The sequence below is a fragment of the Enterobacter asburiae genome (genome assembly GCF_007035645.1).
Classification (GTDB): domain Bacteria; phylum Pseudomonadota; class Gammaproteobacteria; order Enterobacterales; family Enterobacteriaceae; genus Enterobacter; species Enterobacter asburiae_B.
In genome coordinates this window covers 1078645-1093301 of sequence record NZ_AP019632.1, presented here as the reverse complement: position 1 = coordinate 1093301, position 14657 = coordinate 1078645, and the positions used below count along the sequence as shown (strand labels likewise).

Genomic DNA, 14657 nt, shown 5'->3' with positions numbered 1-14657 from the left:
TCAGGGGTAGCCTGTTAGAACAAACCCCACGCGCAGCGGGTAAGCCACGGTGGGGTTTCGGATGACGCGCGGTTAAACGTGGAAGCTTTCGCCGCAACCACACTCGTCTTTGACGTTCGGGTTCGTGAATTTGAACCCTTCGTTCAGGCCTTCTTTAACGAAGTCCAGCTGAGTGCCATTGAGGAATTGCAGGCTTTTGCCATCGACCACCACCTTCACGCCCTTGTCTTCAAACACGGTGTCGTCAGACGCCGGCTCGTCAACAAACTCCAGTACGTAAGCCATACCAGAACAGCCGGAGGTACGTACGCCCAGTCGCAGGCCAAAGCCTTTACCACGGTTCGCCAGAAAAGAGCTTACTCGCGCGGCAGCGCTGTCGCTAAGGGTAATCGACATACTCAAACCTCAATTATTTTGCTTCACGTTTGCTTTTGTAATCCGCAATGGCGGCTTTGATCGCGTCTTCTGCCAGAATTGAACAGTGAATTTTCACCGGTGGCAGTTCGAGTTCTTCAGCAATATCCGTGTTCTTGATTGCCTGTGCTTCGTCCAGAGACTTGCCCTTCACCCATTCGGTAACCAGGGAGCTGGACGCGATAGCAGAACCGCAGCCGTAGGTCTTGAAGCGCGCGTCTTCAATGATACCTTCATTGTTGACTTTAATCTGCAACTTCATCACGTCGCCACACGCCGGTGCGCCAACCATGCCGCTACCGACAGATTCGTCGCTGTTGTCAAAAGAGCCAACGTTGCGCGGGTTCTCGTAATGATCGATGACTTTTTCGCTGTATGCCATGATTGAATTCTCCTTATGTACCGATTAGTGATGTGACCATTCAATGCTGTTCAGATCCACGCCCTGCTTGAACATTTCCCACAGTGGAGAAAGGTCGCGCAGACGGCCGATGGAGTTGCGAACCAGCTTGATGGTGTAGTCAATCTCTTCTTCGGTAGTGAAACGACCTAAAGAGAAACGGATAGAGCTGTGCGCCAGCTCGTCGGTCATGCCCAGCGCGCGCAGCACGTAGGATGGCTCCAGGCTTGCAGACGTACAGGCAGAACCGGAAGAAACGGCCAGGTCTTTCAGCGCCATGATCAGCGATTCGCCTTCAACATAGTTGAAGCTGACGTTGAGGATGTTCGGAGCGCCCTGCTCGAGATCGCCGTTCAGATACACTTCTTCCATATCTTTCACGCCGTCCCACAGACGATTACGCAGCGTGCGCAGGCGCGCCATCTCGGTTTCCATCTCTTCTTTCGCAATGCGGTACGCTTCGCCCATGCCCACGATCTGGTGAACAGGCAGCGTGCCGGAACGCATGCCGCGCTCGTGACCGCCGCCGTGCATCTGTGCTTCGATGCGGATACGCGGTTTACGACGAACGTACAGCGCGCCGATCCCTTTCGGGCCATAGATTTTGTGGCCGGAGAAGGACATCAGGTCCACTTTCAGCTGGCTCAGATCGATAGGCAGTTTGCCCACGCTCTGGGTCGCGTCAACGTGATAGATGATACCGCGCGCGCGGCACATTTCGCCGATGGTAGCGATGTCCTGAACGACGCCGATTTCGTTGTTAACGTGCATGATGGAAACCAGAATGGTGTCATCACGCATGGCCGCTTCGAGCTCTTTCAGGTCGATGATCCCGTTGCTCTGTGGCGCCAGGTAAGTCACTTCGTACCCTTCACGCTCCAGCTGGCGGCAGGTATCCAGCACGGCTTTGTGTTCGGTTTTGCTGGTGATGATGTGCTTGCCTTTTTTCTGATAAAAGTTGGCTGCACCTTTGATCGCCAGGTTGTCGGATTCGGTCGCACCGGAGGTGAAAACAATCTCACGCGGGTCGGCACCCACCAGGTCGGCAATCTGATTACGGGCGATATCAACCGCCTCTTCAGCATGCCAGCCAAAACGGTGTGAACGGGAAGCTGGGTTACCAAAGTTTCCGTCCAGGGTCAGACACTGCATCATTTTCTCGGCAACACGCGGGTCCACCGGCGTGGTTGCGGAGTAATCGAGATAAATCGGTAATTTCATTGCTCTTTAAACTCCGTACATCGCTTCAATGCAAGGAATCAGGCAACCGGCTGGATGTACGACCGAGTACGCGGGGCGTGACCGCCCCGGCCTGATTCTGAAATCTTTATCGTTTTATTACGCGCGCAGTTTGACGTCGATAGCGTCCTGCGCGCGGGTGCTGCGTTGGGAATCCTGACCGTGCTGACGACCAGAGACATCCAGAACTTCCTGGTTATTGACCAGTTCACCCAGGGTGATGTTGTTCAGGAAGCCGGTGAGACGGTCGCTCAGATCGCGCCACAGCGCGTGGGTCAGGCACTTATCGCCGCCCTGGCAGCCGCCTTTACCCTGGCAACGGGTCGCGTCAACGGATTCGTCAACTGCGCTAATCACTTCACCAACTGCAATACTGCCCGCGTCTTTACCCAGCAGATAACCGCCGCCTGGGCCACGAACGCTGGAAACCAGTCCATTTTTACGCAGTCTCGAGAACAGCTGCTCCAGGTAAGAGAGGGAGATCCCTTGTCGTTCAGAAATATCAGCCAACGGAACCGGGCCCGCTTCGGAGTTGAGCGCAACGTCCAGCATCGCGGTCACGGCATAACGCCCTTTAGATGTCAGTCTCATGTCTTACTTAACCTCAAACTCGCCCCTGCCCGGGGTTTTTTATTGTAAAATGGGGGTATTGCATAGCAGGGCCAAGTCTGACATTCCTGACTAAAATGGTCAACTATTTACTTGACTGTTTTAGTCAGGTATTTAACGTTCCGTGCCTTCAAAATCCCGGTGCGGCCTGATGCCCTCACCCCAGCCCTCTCCCACGGGGAGAGGGGAAATCGACACTACTCTTTATTCTTCTGCTCAATCGACGCCAGAATCCCGCGCAGGATGTTAAGCTCCTGGCTTTCCGGGCGCGCGCGGGTAAACATGCGGCGCAGCTTGTTCATCACCTGGCCCGGGTGGCCTTCACGAATAAAGCCGGTTGAGAGCAGCGTCTGCTCCAGGTGACCGTAGAAGCGCTCAAGGTCGTCCACCAGCGGGTAGGCCGTTTCTTCTTTAGGCTCTACCTGTTTCTCCTGCGTCGCCAGCCACGCCATACGCACCTCATAGGCGATAACCTGCACCGCCATCGCCAGGTTCAGCGAGCTGTATTCCGGGTTAGCCGCGATAGCGACGTGATAATGGCACTTCTGCAGCTCGTCGTTGGTCAGGCCAACGCGCTCGCGGCCAAACACCAGCGCAACCGGAGCCTGTTCCGCTTCAGAGACGCTTTTCAGGCCGCATTCGCGCGGGTCCAGCATCGGCCACGGCAGCGTGCGTGAACGCGCGCTGGTGCCAACAACGAGGCTGCAGCCGGCCAGCGCTTCGTCAAGGGTATCGACGATCTGAGCGTTGCCGATCACGTCGCTGGCACCGGCCGCCAGGGCGATAGCCTGCGAGTCAGGTTTGACCAGCGGGTTAACCAGCCACAGGTTCGTTAAGCCCATGGTTTTCATAGCGCGGGCAACGGAGCCCATGTTGCCGGTGTGCGATGTTTCGACCAGCACGATTCGAATGTTTTGCAGCATAATTTTTAATGTCTGAATTCAGCGTCTGAAGAATATTCCGGCATATTATCATAAACGGGAGACATAATCCGATCCCACTGCTATACTCTGCGCCGATTTTCCTGTTCTTTAACATCCAGTGAGAGAGACCGATGCATCCGATGCTGACCATCGCCGTGCGCGCAGCGCGCAAGGCGGGTAATGTAATTGCCAAACACTACGAAACGCCAGACTCCGTAGAAACCAGCCAGAAAGGCAGCAATGATTTCGTGACTAACGTCGATAAAGCCGCAGAAGCGATTATTATCGAAACGATCCGCAAATCTTACCCGCAGCACACCATCATCACCGAAGAAAGCGGTGAACATGAAGGTACCGATCAGGATGTTCAATGGGTTATCGATCCACTGGATGGCACCACCAACTTCGTCAAACGCCTGCCACACTTCTCTGTGTCTATCGCAGTACGCATTAAAGGCCGTACTGAAGTCGCCGTTGTTTACGATCCAATGCGTAACGAACTGTTCACCGCTACCCGCGGTCAGGGCGCACAGCTGAACGGCTACCGTCTGCGCTGCAGCAACGCACGCGATCTGGACGGCACCATTCTGGCGACCGGTTTCCCGTTCAAGGCGAAACAGCACGCGACCACCTATATGAATATCCTGGGCAAACTGTTTACCGAATGTGCGGACTTCCGCCGTACCGGTTCTGCCGCGCTGGATCTGGCCTATGTAGCAACAGGCCGCGTTGACGGTTACTTCGAGCTGTCACTGAAGCCGTGGGACTTTGCTGCGGGCGAGCTGATCGCACGTGAAGCAGGCGCCATCGTGTGTGATTTCACCGGCGGCCATAACTATATGTCTACCGGCAACGTCGTTGCAGGTAACCCACGCGTTGTTAAAGCCATGCTGGCCAACATGCGTGATGAACTGAGCGATGCGCTGAAGCGTTAATCCCGGTCATTCCCTCTCCCCGTGGGAGAGGGAATCCCAACTAAAACGGCCGCAATCCTCTTCCCACCGGCATCGCGCTCATCCACATCGTCACCGCTGCCACCAGCAGAATCACCCCGCCCGCCAGCGCAAGCGTTGTCCACCCTACCTGTCGCCACAGCACCGGCGTTTTATTGCCGCTGAGTTTGACCGCCAGCTGACGGAAGCTGTGAACCAGCAGCGCTAAAGACGAAATGGTGAGAGATGTCCCTGCCGCCATCGCCAGCGCGGAAAGCATTCCCCAGCCAAACACGCCTATCACCTTGCTGAACAGCAGCACCATGATTGCCCCCGAACACGGGCGCATGCCCATCGAGAGAATAATCATCAGCCGCGCGCGCCAGTCGTCGCCGTTCTGCAACTGTTCCTGCGTGGGCAAATGCTGATGTCCGCAGCCGCAGCTTTCATCATGAACGTGGTGCGGCGTGAAGGTTTTGAATTTCGGTTTTTGCAGCAGCACGCGCAGCTTTTTCAGCGCCCGCCAGCAGAGGATCAGCCCCAGCACGCCCACCAGCGCGTAGCTTCCCTTCTCCAGCCAGAAACTGCTCATGTGCAGCTGGCGCGCGGGAAGCTGCAACAGCGAAAGCACGACTACGACGAGCGCAATCGCCACGCTGCACTGAAGCAGCGAGGAGGCCAGCGTCAGCCCGATACTCGATTTCAGCTTCGACGGATGGGTGGCGAGCCAGGTCGTTATCACGATTTTGCCGTGCCCCGGCCCCAGCGCGTGCAGAACGCCATAGATAAAGCTGAACGCCAGCAGGGAACCACCCGCTTTGGTCGGGTTCTCGGCCACCGCCTTCAGCAGACCGCTCATCTGCTGATTGACCTCACGCTGCCAGACGATGCTTTTCATCATGACCTGCGGCCAGGCCTGCCAAAGCCAGAGCGAGCCGCAAACGGCCAGCAGGAGAAAAAGCGCCAGCGGCCAGAGGTGCAGCCAGCGGCGCGGTTTCCGAACCGGAGAGGAGATCACTGACATTGTAACGTTACCTCCTGTGCGAACTGTTTACCCAACTCCATGTCCTCAGGCGGTGCATCTTCCTTATCAAGCGAGACCGCAAAGTTCAGCGTCTCCTCGCTGGGTTTCGGGGTGTGAACGCCAATTTTGCAGTTTTTTTGCAGAGCGTCCGGCAATCGTACGTCGCCGTCTTTGTCATAGCGCATATCGACATAGTAGGTAGGATCAAAAGTGGAAAACGTGTAAGTTTGCCCGGCCAGCGGCTGCGGATGCGCCAGCGGGAGCACAAACGTCAGCACCGCCTGATGCCCGTCACGCGTCATCCCGTATTCCGTTGGCCGGTTCAGAAATTTAACCTTTTGCCCGTTGTGCCAGAATTCCGTGAAGTAGTGCTGACCGAGCACGTTGGCCATCACTTCCGCCGCCAGCTTTTTCCAGATTTCATCGCCGGGCTTCGCGTTTCCCGCATCATAGAGCAGATCGGCCGAGGTGATTTCATCCATCGTCCAGCGCATCTTCAGGCCGCTCAGCTGCGTGCCGTCGGTAACCAGCTCGGTCTGGAGGTCAATAAAACTGTGAGGGTGTGCGCTGGCGGTGAAGCTGATAACCGCCAAAAATAACGCCATCGCACTTTGTTTAACTGTTTGCATCAATTCCTCACGTCAAAAATTCTGTGATGTTCCCCAGCAATCCTGAGTGAAAGGCCTGCCGGCGCGCTTTTCAGCGCTCATCCTTTAGCTATTCTTATCAAACATTCACACTGGATACCTGACAGATGATGACGACGCTTGAAATTCCATCTGTGCTTTCCAGTTCGCAGCGCCGCTGCCAGGTGCTTTTGATGCTTTACCTGCCCGATGCTGCCGTCACCGCACAGAGCATAATTGCTGCCAACGGGGTGGACGACGCGATGGCACGGCAAGATATAGCCGAGACGCGCGATGAAATCCAGCGCTATCACCGGCTGGACATCGTCACGCACCACGACGGCAGCTACCGGATTGAAGGCACAGCCCTGAATCAGCGTTTATGCCTGCTGCACTGGCTGCGCCGGGCGCTGCGGCTTTGCCCGCAGTTTGTCTCGCACCAGTTTACCCCCGCATTAAAAACCGCGCTTAAACAACACGGCATTGCGCGGCCGCTTTACGACGATGCGAACCTGCGGGCGCTGATCGGCTTCTGCTCACGCAAGCTGCAGCGCCAGTTTGAATGCCGCGACGTCCAGTTTTTACAGCTCTATCTGCAATACTGTCTTATTCAGCACCAGCTCGGGAATACGCCACAGTTTTCTCACGTTCAGCGCAGCTGGACCCAGTCGAGAGGGGAGTATTTTACGGCCCAGGAGATCGTGCGTCACTGGAGACGTCGCGTGCCGCAGGGTGCGCACGGGGATGAACAGCTGTTTCTGGCGCTGCTGTTTATGATGCTGCGCACGCCCGATCCGGTGCTCGATAAACACCAGCAGGATCAGCGCTTGCGCCGGGCCATCGTGCGCATGGTCGCCCGTTTTCGCTCGCAGACCGGGATGAACTTCAGCGATGAGCAAGGGCTGACCGATCAGCTGTATATCCATCTTGCTCAGGCGCTGGACCGCTCGCTGTTTGAAATTGGCATCGACAATAGCCTGCCGGAGGAGATCCATCGCCTATATCCCCGGCTGTTACGCACCACAAAGGAAGCGCTGTTTGAGCTGGAGGCGGAGTTTGGGCTGCGTTTTTCTGATGAAGAGATGAGTCTTGTCGCGGTGATTTTCGGCGCCTGGCTGATGCAGGAGACCGATCTGCACGAAAAACAGGTGATCCTGCTGACGGGAGACGATAAAGCCAGCGAGGATCTGATTGAACAGCAGCTTCGCGAGCTGACGCTGCTGCCGCTTAACATTCGCTATCTGACGCTGCAGGCTTTCCAGAAAGAGGGGGCACCGCGCGAAGCCGCGCTGGTTATCACCCCCTACCCTACCGTCCTGCCGCTGTTCTCGCCGCCGCTGATTCATGCCGTTGAAACATTGAACGCGCAGCAACAAGAACATATTCGCGCCATGCTGGAATCATAGCGGCGCGCGAGCGGCCACTTTCGGGCGAACAACGATGGCGGGTAAGGCGACCAGCGCCATCACCCAGAAGACGCCATGCCCCAGATGCTGGTAGAGGAACCCCGCAAAGACCGTCATGATTGCGATACTGCCCCCCATCGCGACCGCCGAGTAGACGGCCTGCAGGCGAATAACGTCTCCGCCCTCGCGCGCTGCGATATAGCGCATAGCCGCCAGATGGCACACGGTAAAGGTGCCGCAGTGAAGAATTTGCGCCACTATCAGCCACGGCAGATCGGTCGTCCAGCCCATAATCCCCCAGCGCGCCACGCCGCACACGGCGGAAAGCAGCAGAAGGTCTCGCGCGCCAAAGCGACGGAACAGCTTCTTGCTCAGGGCAAAAATAATGACTTCGGCCACTACCCCCAGCGACCACAGATAGCCCACTGCGGAAGCAGAATATCCCGCCCCCTGCCAGTAGATGGCGCTGAAGCCATAGTACGCCGCATGCGCCCCCTGAAGCAGACAGACACACGCCAGAAAACGCCAGCTTTGTGCCACCAGGCTCCGCCAGGCGGGCCAGCCTGCGCTCTCCTGATGGCGGCTTTCCCCTTGCGGCATCACCGACGGACGCAGCAGCATACCCAGCAGCATAGAGGCAATACCGATACTCAGCAGGGCGAGAATGGCGCGGTAATCGTAAAGGCTGACCAGTTTGCCCACCAGCGCGGAACCAATCACAAAGGCAATTGAGCCCCACAGGCGCACGCGGCCATAGTCCATGGTGATCTGCTTTTGCCAGGTGTTCGCCAGGGCATCCGTCAGCGGTACCAGCGGTGAGAAGAACAGGTTAAAGCCGACCATCACCACCATCAGCCAGGCAAACTGGTGGCTGACCCAGAAGCAGGCAACAAAGACCAGCGTCAGCAGAGCAAGAATGCGCACGGCCTTGATCAGTAAGGAGGGATCGCTGACGCGCGGGGCAATCAGCAGGCTGCCGAGGAAACGCGCCACCAGCCCGGCCCCCAGCAGGACACCGATAGTCTCAGGAGTCAGGCCGATACCCTTGAGCCAGACGCTCCAGAAGGGCAGAAAAATACCGTAGCTAAAGAAATAGGTGAAATAACTGAGCGCCAGCCAGCGCGTGGAATGCAAGACCATGAATCCCTCCCGAAATCGAGGCCATAGTCTGGCGAGAATATAAAAATTAAGCAAGTAGATAGCCTGCTATAAATTAACGAAAAATTAACATCTTGTGCAGTCGTCTGGCTTATGGCAGGGAATGAAAATATGTATTACGTTTAAATTACTCCACTTGCAGAGGTTTTTCTGCCATGAACTCACTACGTTATTTCGATTTCGGTCAGTCACGTCACCTGCTGCTGCTGATTGGCCGCATCGCACTTGTCGTGCTGTTTATCATCTTTGGTTATCCAAAACTGACGGGGTTTAGCGGCACCGTACAATATATGACCTCGCTGGGTACGCCGATGCCCATGCTGGCGGCCATTATTGCGGTGGTGATGGAAGTCCCTGCTGCCATCCTGATCGTGCTGGGCTTTTTCACCCGCCCGCTCGCGGTACTGTTTGTATTCTATACGCTGGGCACGGCGATTATCGGTCACCATTACTGGGATATGACCGGTGATGCGGTCGTACCGAATATGATTAATTTCTATAAGAACATCAGTATTGCTGGCGCCTTTATTTTACTGGCCATTGTTGGTCCGGGGGCTATTTCCCTCGACCGGCGTTAAGCCAAAAAAAAAGGCCGCAAGCGCGGCCTTTTTTATTTCTGCAAGGCAGAGGAATTACGCGTATACAGGGAAGCGTGCGCAGATATCCAGAACTTTACCTTTGACGCGCTCCATAACCGCTTCGTCATTGATGTTGTCCAGAACGTCACACATCCAGCCAGCCAGCTCTTTCACTTCCGCTTCTTTGAAGCCGCGGCGAGTTACGGCCGGAGAACCGATACGGATACCGGAGGTCACGAACGGGCTCTTCGGGTCGTTTGGCACGCTGTTTTTGTTCACGGTGATGTTGGCGCGGCCAAGGGCTGCGTCAGCTTCTTTACCGGTCAGGTTCTTATCAACCAGATCCAGCAGGAACAGGTGGTTTTCAGTACCGCCGGAGACCACTTTGTAGCCACGGTTCAGGAACACTTCCACCATCGCTTTGGCGTTCTTAGCAACCTGCTGCTGATAAACCTTGAATTCTGGCTCCATCGCTTCTTTCAGCGCAACGGCTTTAGCCGCGATAACGTGCATCAGCGGGCCGCCCTGCGCGCTTGGGAATACAGCGGAGTTCAGTTTTTTGTACAGCTCTTCGTCACCGCCTTTCGCCAGGATCAGGCCACCGCGTGGACCCGCCAGGGTTTTGTGGGTGGTGGTGGTCACAACGTGAGCGTGTGGAACCGGGTTCGGGTAAACGCCAGCGGCAATCAGACCCGCAACGTGCGCCATGTCGACGAACAGGTAAGCACCAATGCTGTCTGCGATTTCACGCATTTTTGCCCAGTCAACGATACCGGAGTAAGCAGAGAAACCACCGATGATCATCTTCGGTTTGTGCTCTTTAGCCTGCTTCGCCATGTCTTCGTAGTCAATTTTACCGGACTCATCAATACCGTAAGGGATGATGTTGTACAGTTTGCCGGAGAAGTTAACCGGGGAGCCGTGAGTCAGGTGGCCGCCCTGCGCCAGGTTCATACCCAGAACGGTATCGCCCGGCTGCAGCAGCGCGGTGTAGACCGCGAAGTTAGCCTGAGAGCCAGAGTGCGGCTGCACGTTCGCGTAGTCAGCGCCAAAGAGTTCTTTCGCACGGTCGATAGCCAGCTGCTCAACGATATCCACGTACTCGCAACCGCCGTAGTAGCGTTTGCCCGGGTAACCTTCAGCATATTTGTTAGTCAGCTGAGAACCCTGCGCCTGCATGACGCGCGGGCTGGTGTAGTTTTCGGAGGCGATCAGTTCGATGTGCTCTTCCTGACGTACTTTTTCCTGCTCCATAGCCTGCCACAGTTCGGCATCATAATCGGCAATGTTCATTTCACGCTTTAACATCCGCATCTCCTGACTCAGCTAACAAGTAAATTTTGGCCTGAAAAGGCAGTCCTGTTGGACGACGGGCAACAGTATAACTGATTAGTTCTGTGATAACAGGTCTTGACAAACGATTTTACGCAAACGTTTTCCTTTGCGCCACGCAAGGGTTTGAGGAATAAAGCTCTCGCCCTTTCCAGCGGATTTCTTTTCAGGTTTGTGATGCATATTTTTCATCTTGCAAAGAACCATTTACAACGCAGGGGTATTTTTTATAAGATGCATTTAAAATACATCATTAAAGTCACATCAGAAGGATGCGCTCATGCTCGACGCTCAAACCATCGCTACCGTTAAAGCCACCATCCCCCTGCTGGTGGAAACCGGCCCTAAACTCACCGCCCATTTCTACGATCGCATGTTTACGCATAACCCGGAGCTCAAAGAAATTTTCAACATGAGCAACCAGCGTAACGGCGATCAGCGCGAAGCGCTTTTCAACGCCATCGCGGCCTACGCCAGCAATATTGAAAACCTGGCGGCACTGCTGCCCGCGGTGGAAAAAATCGCGCAGAAACACACCAGCTTCCAGATCCAGCCCGAGCAGTACAACATTGTGGGTAGCCACCTGCTGGCAACGCTGGACGAGATGTTCAGCCCGGGCCAGGAGGTGCTGGACGCGTGGGGGAAAGCCTACGGCGTGCTGGCAAACGTGTTTATCAACCGCGAAGCGCAGATCTACAGCGAAAACGCCAGCAAGAACGGCGGCTGGGAAGGCACACGCGCCTTCCGCATCGTTGAGAAAACGCCGCGCAGCGCGCTGATTACCAGCTTTGAATTTGAGCCGGTGGACGGACAGCCGGTTGCCGATTACCAGCCGGGCCAGTATCTGGGCGTATGGCTGAAGCCTGAAGGTTTCCCGCATCAGGAGATCCGCCAGTATTCTCTTACCCGCAAGCCAAACGGCAAAGGCTACCGCATTGCGGTGAAGCGTGAGGACGGCGGTCAGGTATCCAACTGGCTACACAACGAAGCTAACGTGGGCGACGTGGTCCATCTGGCCGCGCCGGCGGGCGATTTCTTCATGGCCGTAGAAGCGAATACCCCGGTTACGCTGATCTCTGCGGGCGTCGGCCAAACGCCAATGCTGGCGATGCTCGATTCGCTGGCGAAAGCCAACCACGGTGCGCAGGTAAACTGGTTCCACGCTGCGGATAACGGCGACGTGCACGCCTTTGCGGATGAAGTGAAAACGCTCGGGGCGTCCCTGCCGCGCTTCACCGCGCATACCTGGTATCGCCTGCCGACGGATGCAGACCGCGCGGCCGCACGGTTTGACACTGAAGGCCTGATGAATTTAAGCCAGATGGAAGGGGCGTTTAGCGCGCCGGACATGCAGTTCTACGTCTGCGGGCCGGTGGCGTTTATGCAGTATGCCGCGAAGCAGCTGGTGGAGCTGGGTGTGAACAAAGACAACATTCACTACGAATGTTTCGGGCCCCATAAGGTGCTGTAATGAAAAAGCCCCTCGTTCGAGGGGCTTTTTTTCGCCGGGTGGTTGCACCTTACCCGGCCTACAAAACCGTTGGCATTGTTAAATCGCGGCGTCGTCTTCTTCGCCGGTACGGATACGGATCACGCGCGCCACGTCAAAGACGAAGATTTTACCGTCGCCGATTTTGCCCGTCTGCGCGGTGCGGATAATGGTATCCACGCAGGTATCGACGATATCGTCGCTGACCACGATTTCAATTTTTACTTTCGGCAGAAAGTCGACCATGTACTCTGCGCCACGGTAAAGCTCGGTGTGGCCCTTCTGACGACCAAAACCTTTCACTTCCGTCACGGTCATCCCGGTGATGCCGACTTCCGCCAGCGCTTCACGCACGTCATCCAGTTTGAAAGGTTTAATAATCGCATCAATCTTTTTCATGGTGGGTCCTTAAACTCTTGCCTGTAAGCTGCCTCGTAATCGATTGCTCACAGTATCATACGGCATTACTCTTTAAAATCGTTTGCTTCCAGCTCGTGGCGCGACAGCAGCTTGTAGAACTCGGTGCGGTTGCGTCCGGCCATGCGCGCCGCGTGGGTCACGTTGCCTTTGGTTATCTGCAATAGCTTGCGCAGATAGTTCAGCTCGAACTGATTCCGCGCTTCCGCAAACGTCGGCAGGGCCGTGTTTTCCCCTTCCAGCGCCTGCTCCACCAGCGCATCGCTGATCACCGGTGAGGAGGTCAGCGCCACGCACTGCTCAATCACGTTCACCAGCTGGCGCACGTTACCCGGCCAGCCTGCGGCCATCAGCCGCTTAATCGCGTCGGTGGAAAACGCGCGCACGAACGGTTTATGGCGATCGGCCGCCTGGCGCAAAAGATGGTTCGCCAGCAGCGGAATGTCTTCCGCGCGCTCCGCCAGCGCCGGGATCTTCAGATTCACCACGTTCAGACGGTAGTAGAGATCTTCGCGAAACTCGTTGCGCGCCATCACTTTTGGCAAGTCGCGGTGGGTGGCGGAAATAATGCGCACATTAATATCGATATCGCGGTTGCTGCCCAGCGGGCGAACTTTTCGCTCCTGCAACACGCGGAGCAGTTTGACCTGCAGCGGTGCGGGCATGTCGCCAATCTCGTCCAGGAACAGCGTGCCGCCTTCCGCGGCCTGGAACAGCCCTTCCCGGCTGCTCACCGCGCCGGTGAATGCGCCGCGGGCGTGTCCAAACAGTTCAGATTCGAGAAGCTGTTCCGGAAGCGCGCCGCAGTTAATGGCGATAAAGGCGTTTTTACTGCGCGGGCTGGCGTTATGGATCGCCTGGGCCAGGATCTCTTTTCCGGTTCCGCTCTGGCCGTTGATGAGCACGCTGACGTCGGACTGCGCCACCATCCGGGCCTGTTCAAGCAGACGCAGCATAATAGGGCTGCGGGTGACGATGGACTCCCGCCACGCTTCATCCCCCGCCGGGGCGGCATGTTCCAGCGCGCTGTCGATAGCCTTATACAGCGCGTCTTTGTCCACCGGCTTGGTCAGGAAGCTGAAGACCCCCTGCTGCGTTGCGGCAACCGCATCCGGGATCGACCCGTGCGCCGTCAGGATAATCACGGGCATACCCGGCTGCTGCTTCTGGATCTCCGCGAACAGCTGCAGGCCATCCATTTCGTCCATCCGCAGGTCGCTTATCACCAGATCGATTTTCTCGCGACTGAGGATCTTGAGCCCTTCCAGCCCGCTTTCAGCGGTCACGACGCTGTAGCCTTCGCTCACCAGACGCATCCCCAGCAGCTTTAACAGACCGGGATCGTCATCCACCAGTAAAAGATGGGCAGGTTTACGGCTCGTCATGCTTCACATCCTCTTGTTTCGGCGTATCGCTGTCCGGTGCAGCGGATGAGCTCCCCGGCTGATATTTGCGCGACGAGAGCTGCCTTTCGATATCCGTCAGGTTCTCCAGCTTACGCGTCGTGGTATCCAGCTGCGTACGTAAATGTTGCTGCTGTTGACGCAGCGTATCAAGCTCGCTGTCGGTTGACTGTTGCAGCTTGCTGTAGCGGGAGCGCTCTTCAGACAGCTGAAGCTGTAATGTCTGCCCATCGCGCCAGAGCTGGTATACCGGGCGTACCTGCACGGGAAGATTGACTACAAACGTGTCCAGTCGGGTCACATTGACGCGACGTTCAACGGGGGTAATTTTCGCATCTGCGAGTAAAATCCCGCGCTTGAAAGCGTCCTGCCAGGTGTCGTCATCCAGCATCGCCGCCTTCGAGCGGGCGTCTACCGGCGCCAGACGCTGGGCGCAATCTATCCCACGCAGCCAGAACAGCGGGTTGCTTTCAACGTCATGTCCTGACAGGTTCCAGATGTCGTCACAGCGGGTTGAGAGGAAGTCTGCCAGCTGGTTATCGGGCCATTTATCTTCCTGTTTATCGCTAATGGCACTTTGTGGCGCATGGGAAACACACCCTGCCAGAAATAAACAGGGCAGGCTCAGGCGAAGCGTTTTGCTGGAAAACACCGCACGTACGGCGCGGAAAAAGACGTGTGACATACTCACCAGACATAGATTCATT

Annotated in this window: 16 protein-coding genes; 4 read left to right on the top strand and 12 right to left on the bottom strand. The window is 56.3% G+C overall.

The features are described 5' to 3' along the window. Positions 1 to 72: 72 nt before the first annotated feature. From iscA to trmJ, 5 genes are all read right to left on the bottom strand, one after another. Positions 73 to 396, bottom strand: a complete 324-nt coding sequence (gene iscA, locus FOY96_RS05215) for an iron-sulfur cluster assembly protein IscA (RefSeq protein ID WP_003860659.1) — start codon at positions 394 to 396, stop codon at positions 73 to 75. Positions 397 to 409: 13 nt separating this feature from the next. Continuing rightward, positions 410 to 796, bottom strand: coding sequence for a Fe-S cluster assembly scaffold IscU (gene iscU, locus FOY96_RS05210; RefSeq protein WP_003860661.1), 387 nt, complete (start codon positions 794 to 796; stop codon positions 410 to 412). 24 nt (positions 797 to 820) lie between these two features. Beyond that, positions 821 to 2035, bottom strand: a complete 1215-nt coding sequence (gene iscS, locus FOY96_RS05205; protein ID WP_008502157.1) for a cysteine desulfurase — start codon at positions 2033 to 2035, stop codon at positions 821 to 823. 117 nt (positions 2036 to 2152) lie between these two features. Continuing rightward, entirely contained in the window at positions 2153 to 2644 is a 492-nt protein-coding gene (gene iscR / locus FOY96_RS05200; RefSeq protein ID WP_023308826.1) for a Fe-S cluster assembly transcriptional regulator IscR, read from the bottom strand. A gap of 215 nt (positions 2645 to 2859) precedes the next feature. Further along, entirely contained in the window at positions 2860 to 3585 is a 726-nt protein-coding gene (trmJ, locus tag FOY96_RS05195; RefSeq protein WP_033146224.1) for a tRNA (cytosine(32)/uridine(32)-2'-O)-methyltransferase TrmJ, read from the bottom strand. A 131-nt stretch (positions 3586 to 3716) separates the two neighbouring features. Between trmJ and suhB the strand changes: the two genes are divergently transcribed. Next, a complete protein-coding gene (suhB, locus tag FOY96_RS05190; protein WP_023308828.1) occupies positions 3717 to 4520 on the top strand; it encodes an inositol-1-monophosphatase in 804 nt (267 codons plus the stop codon). Positions 4521 to 4560: 40 nt separating this feature from the next. Here the strand turns inward: suhB and FOY96_RS05185 are convergent, their stop codons facing one another. Next, positions 4561 to 5541, bottom strand: a complete 981-nt coding sequence (locus FOY96_RS05185) for a nickel/cobalt transporter (RefSeq protein WP_143346600.1) — start codon at positions 5539 to 5541, stop codon at positions 4561 to 4563. Next, a complete protein-coding gene (locus FOY96_RS05180) occupies positions 5532 to 6170 on the bottom strand; it encodes a DUF1007 family protein (RefSeq protein WP_033146226.1) in 639 nt (212 codons plus the stop codon). The genes FOY96_RS05185 and FOY96_RS05180 overlap by 10 nt, the downstream gene beginning before the upstream one ends. Positions 6171 to 6295: 125 nt before the next feature. Between FOY96_RS05180 and csiE the strand changes: the two genes are divergently transcribed. Continuing rightward, the gene (gene csiE / locus FOY96_RS05175; RefSeq protein WP_047173875.1) at positions 6296 to 7573 is read left to right on the top strand and encodes a stationary phase inducible protein CsiE; all 1278 of its coding nucleotides are present in this window, start codon (positions 6296 to 6298) and stop codon (positions 7571 to 7573) included. Here csiE and FOY96_RS05170 read toward each other — a convergent pair. Continuing rightward, on the bottom strand, positions 7568 to 8713 hold the full coding sequence (locus tag FOY96_RS05170) for a 3-phenylpropionate MFS transporter (protein WP_039263750.1): 1146 nt from the start codon (positions 8711 to 8713) through the stop codon (positions 7568 to 7570). The two genes, csiE and FOY96_RS05170, sit on opposite strands and share 6 nt — an antisense overlap. Positions 8714 to 8886: 173 nt before the next feature. On the opposite strand from FOY96_RS05170, the gene FOY96_RS05165 reads away from it, so the two are divergent. Continuing rightward, the gene (locus tag FOY96_RS05165) at positions 8887 to 9309 is read left to right on the top strand and encodes a DoxX family protein (protein ID WP_039263751.1); all 423 of its coding nucleotides are present in this window, start codon (positions 8887 to 8889) and stop codon (positions 9307 to 9309) included. A gap of 54 nt (positions 9310 to 9363) precedes the next feature. On the opposite strand, the gene glyA is transcribed toward FOY96_RS05165, so the two are convergent. Next, positions 9364 to 10617 carry a serine hydroxymethyltransferase gene (glyA, locus tag FOY96_RS05160; protein WP_143346599.1) on the bottom strand — a complete coding sequence of 418 codons (1254 nt, stop codon included), beginning with the start codon at positions 10615 to 10617 and terminating at the stop codon, positions 9364 to 9366. 304 nt (positions 10618 to 10921) lie between these two features. Between glyA and hmpA the strand changes: the two genes are divergently transcribed. After that, positions 10922 to 12112, top strand: coding sequence for an NO-inducible flavohemoprotein (gene hmpA / locus FOY96_RS05155; protein WP_143346598.1), 1191 nt, complete (start codon positions 10922 to 10924; stop codon positions 12110 to 12112). Between the two features lie 78 nt (positions 12113 to 12190). Here hmpA and glnB read toward each other — a convergent pair whose 3' ends face one another. The 3 genes from glnB to qseG form a co-directional block, all read right to left on the bottom strand. Further along, positions 12191 to 12529: a nitrogen regulatory protein P-II gene (gene glnB, locus FOY96_RS05150; protein WP_003860685.1), complete on the bottom strand. Its 339-nt coding sequence runs from the start codon at positions 12527 to 12529 to the stop codon at positions 12191 to 12193. A gap of 65 nt (positions 12530 to 12594) precedes the next feature. Beyond that, positions 12595 to 13932: a two-component system response regulator GlrR gene (gene glrR, locus FOY96_RS05145; RefSeq protein WP_033146229.1), complete on the bottom strand. Its 1338-nt coding sequence runs from the start codon at positions 13930 to 13932 to the stop codon at positions 12595 to 12597. Continuing rightward, positions 13919 to 14656, bottom strand: a complete 738-nt coding sequence (qseG, locus tag FOY96_RS05140; protein ID WP_064673770.1) for a two-component system QseEF-associated lipoprotein QseG — start codon at positions 14654 to 14656, stop codon at positions 13919 to 13921. Before qseG ends, glrR begins: the two co-directional genes overlap by 14 nt. Position 14657 lies beyond the last annotated feature (1 nt).

What these genes read in the sequence shown, in the direction of transcription:
- iscA (WP_003860659.1), bottom strand. Translation starts at nt 396, where the DNA reads ATGTCGATTACCCTTAGCGACAGCGCTGCCGCGCGAGTAAGCTCTTTT.
- iscU (WP_003860661.1), bottom strand. Translation starts at nt 796, where the DNA reads ATGGCATACAGCGAAAAAGTCATCGATCATTACGAGAACCCGCGCAAC.
- iscS (WP_008502157.1), bottom strand. Translation starts at nt 2,035, where the DNA reads ATGAAATTACCGATTTATCTCGATTACTCCGCAACCACGCCGGTGGAC.
- iscR (WP_023308826.1), bottom strand. Translation starts at nt 2,644, where the DNA reads ATGAGACTGACATCTAAAGGGCGTTATGCCGTGACCGCGATGCTGGAC.
- trmJ (WP_033146224.1), bottom strand. Translation starts at nt 3,585, where the DNA reads ATGCTGCAAAACATTCGAATCGTGCTGGTCGAAACATCGCACACCGGC.
- suhB (WP_023308828.1), top strand. Translation starts at nt 3,717, where the DNA reads ATGCATCCGATGCTGACCATCGCCGTGCGCGCAGCGCGCAAGGCGGGT.
- FOY96_RS05185 (WP_143346600.1), bottom strand. Translation starts at nt 5,541, where the DNA reads ATGTCAGTGATCTCCTCTCCGGTTCGGAAACCGCGCCGCTGGCTGCAC.
- FOY96_RS05180 (WP_033146226.1), bottom strand. Translation starts at nt 6,170, where the DNA reads ATGCAAACAGTTAAACAAAGTGCGATGGCGTTATTTTTGGCGGTTATC.
- csiE (WP_047173875.1), top strand. Translation starts at nt 6,296, where the DNA reads ATGATGACGACGCTTGAAATTCCATCTGTGCTTTCCAGTTCGCAGCGC.
- FOY96_RS05170 (WP_039263750.1), bottom strand. Translation starts at nt 8,713, where the DNA reads ATGGTCTTGCATTCCACGCGCTGGCTGGCGCTCAGTTATTTCACCTAT.
- FOY96_RS05165 (WP_039263751.1), top strand. Translation starts at nt 8,887, where the DNA reads ATGAACTCACTACGTTATTTCGATTTCGGTCAGTCACGTCACCTGCTG.
- glyA (WP_143346599.1), bottom strand. Translation starts at nt 10,617, where the DNA reads ATGTTAAAGCGTGAAATGAACATTGCCGATTATGATGCCGAACTGTGG.
- hmpA (WP_143346598.1), top strand. Translation starts at nt 10,922, where the DNA reads ATGCTCGACGCTCAAACCATCGCTACCGTTAAAGCCACCATCCCCCTG.
- glnB (WP_003860685.1), bottom strand. Translation starts at nt 12,529, where the DNA reads ATGAAAAAGATTGATGCGATTATTAAACCTTTCAAACTGGATGACGTG.
- glrR (WP_033146229.1), bottom strand. Translation starts at nt 13,932, where the DNA reads ATGACGAGCCGTAAACCTGCCCATCTTTTACTGGTGGATGACGATCCC.
- qseG (WP_064673770.1), bottom strand. Translation starts at nt 14,656, where the DNA reads ATGAATCTATGTCTGGTGAGTATGTCACACGTCTTTTTCCGCGCCGTA.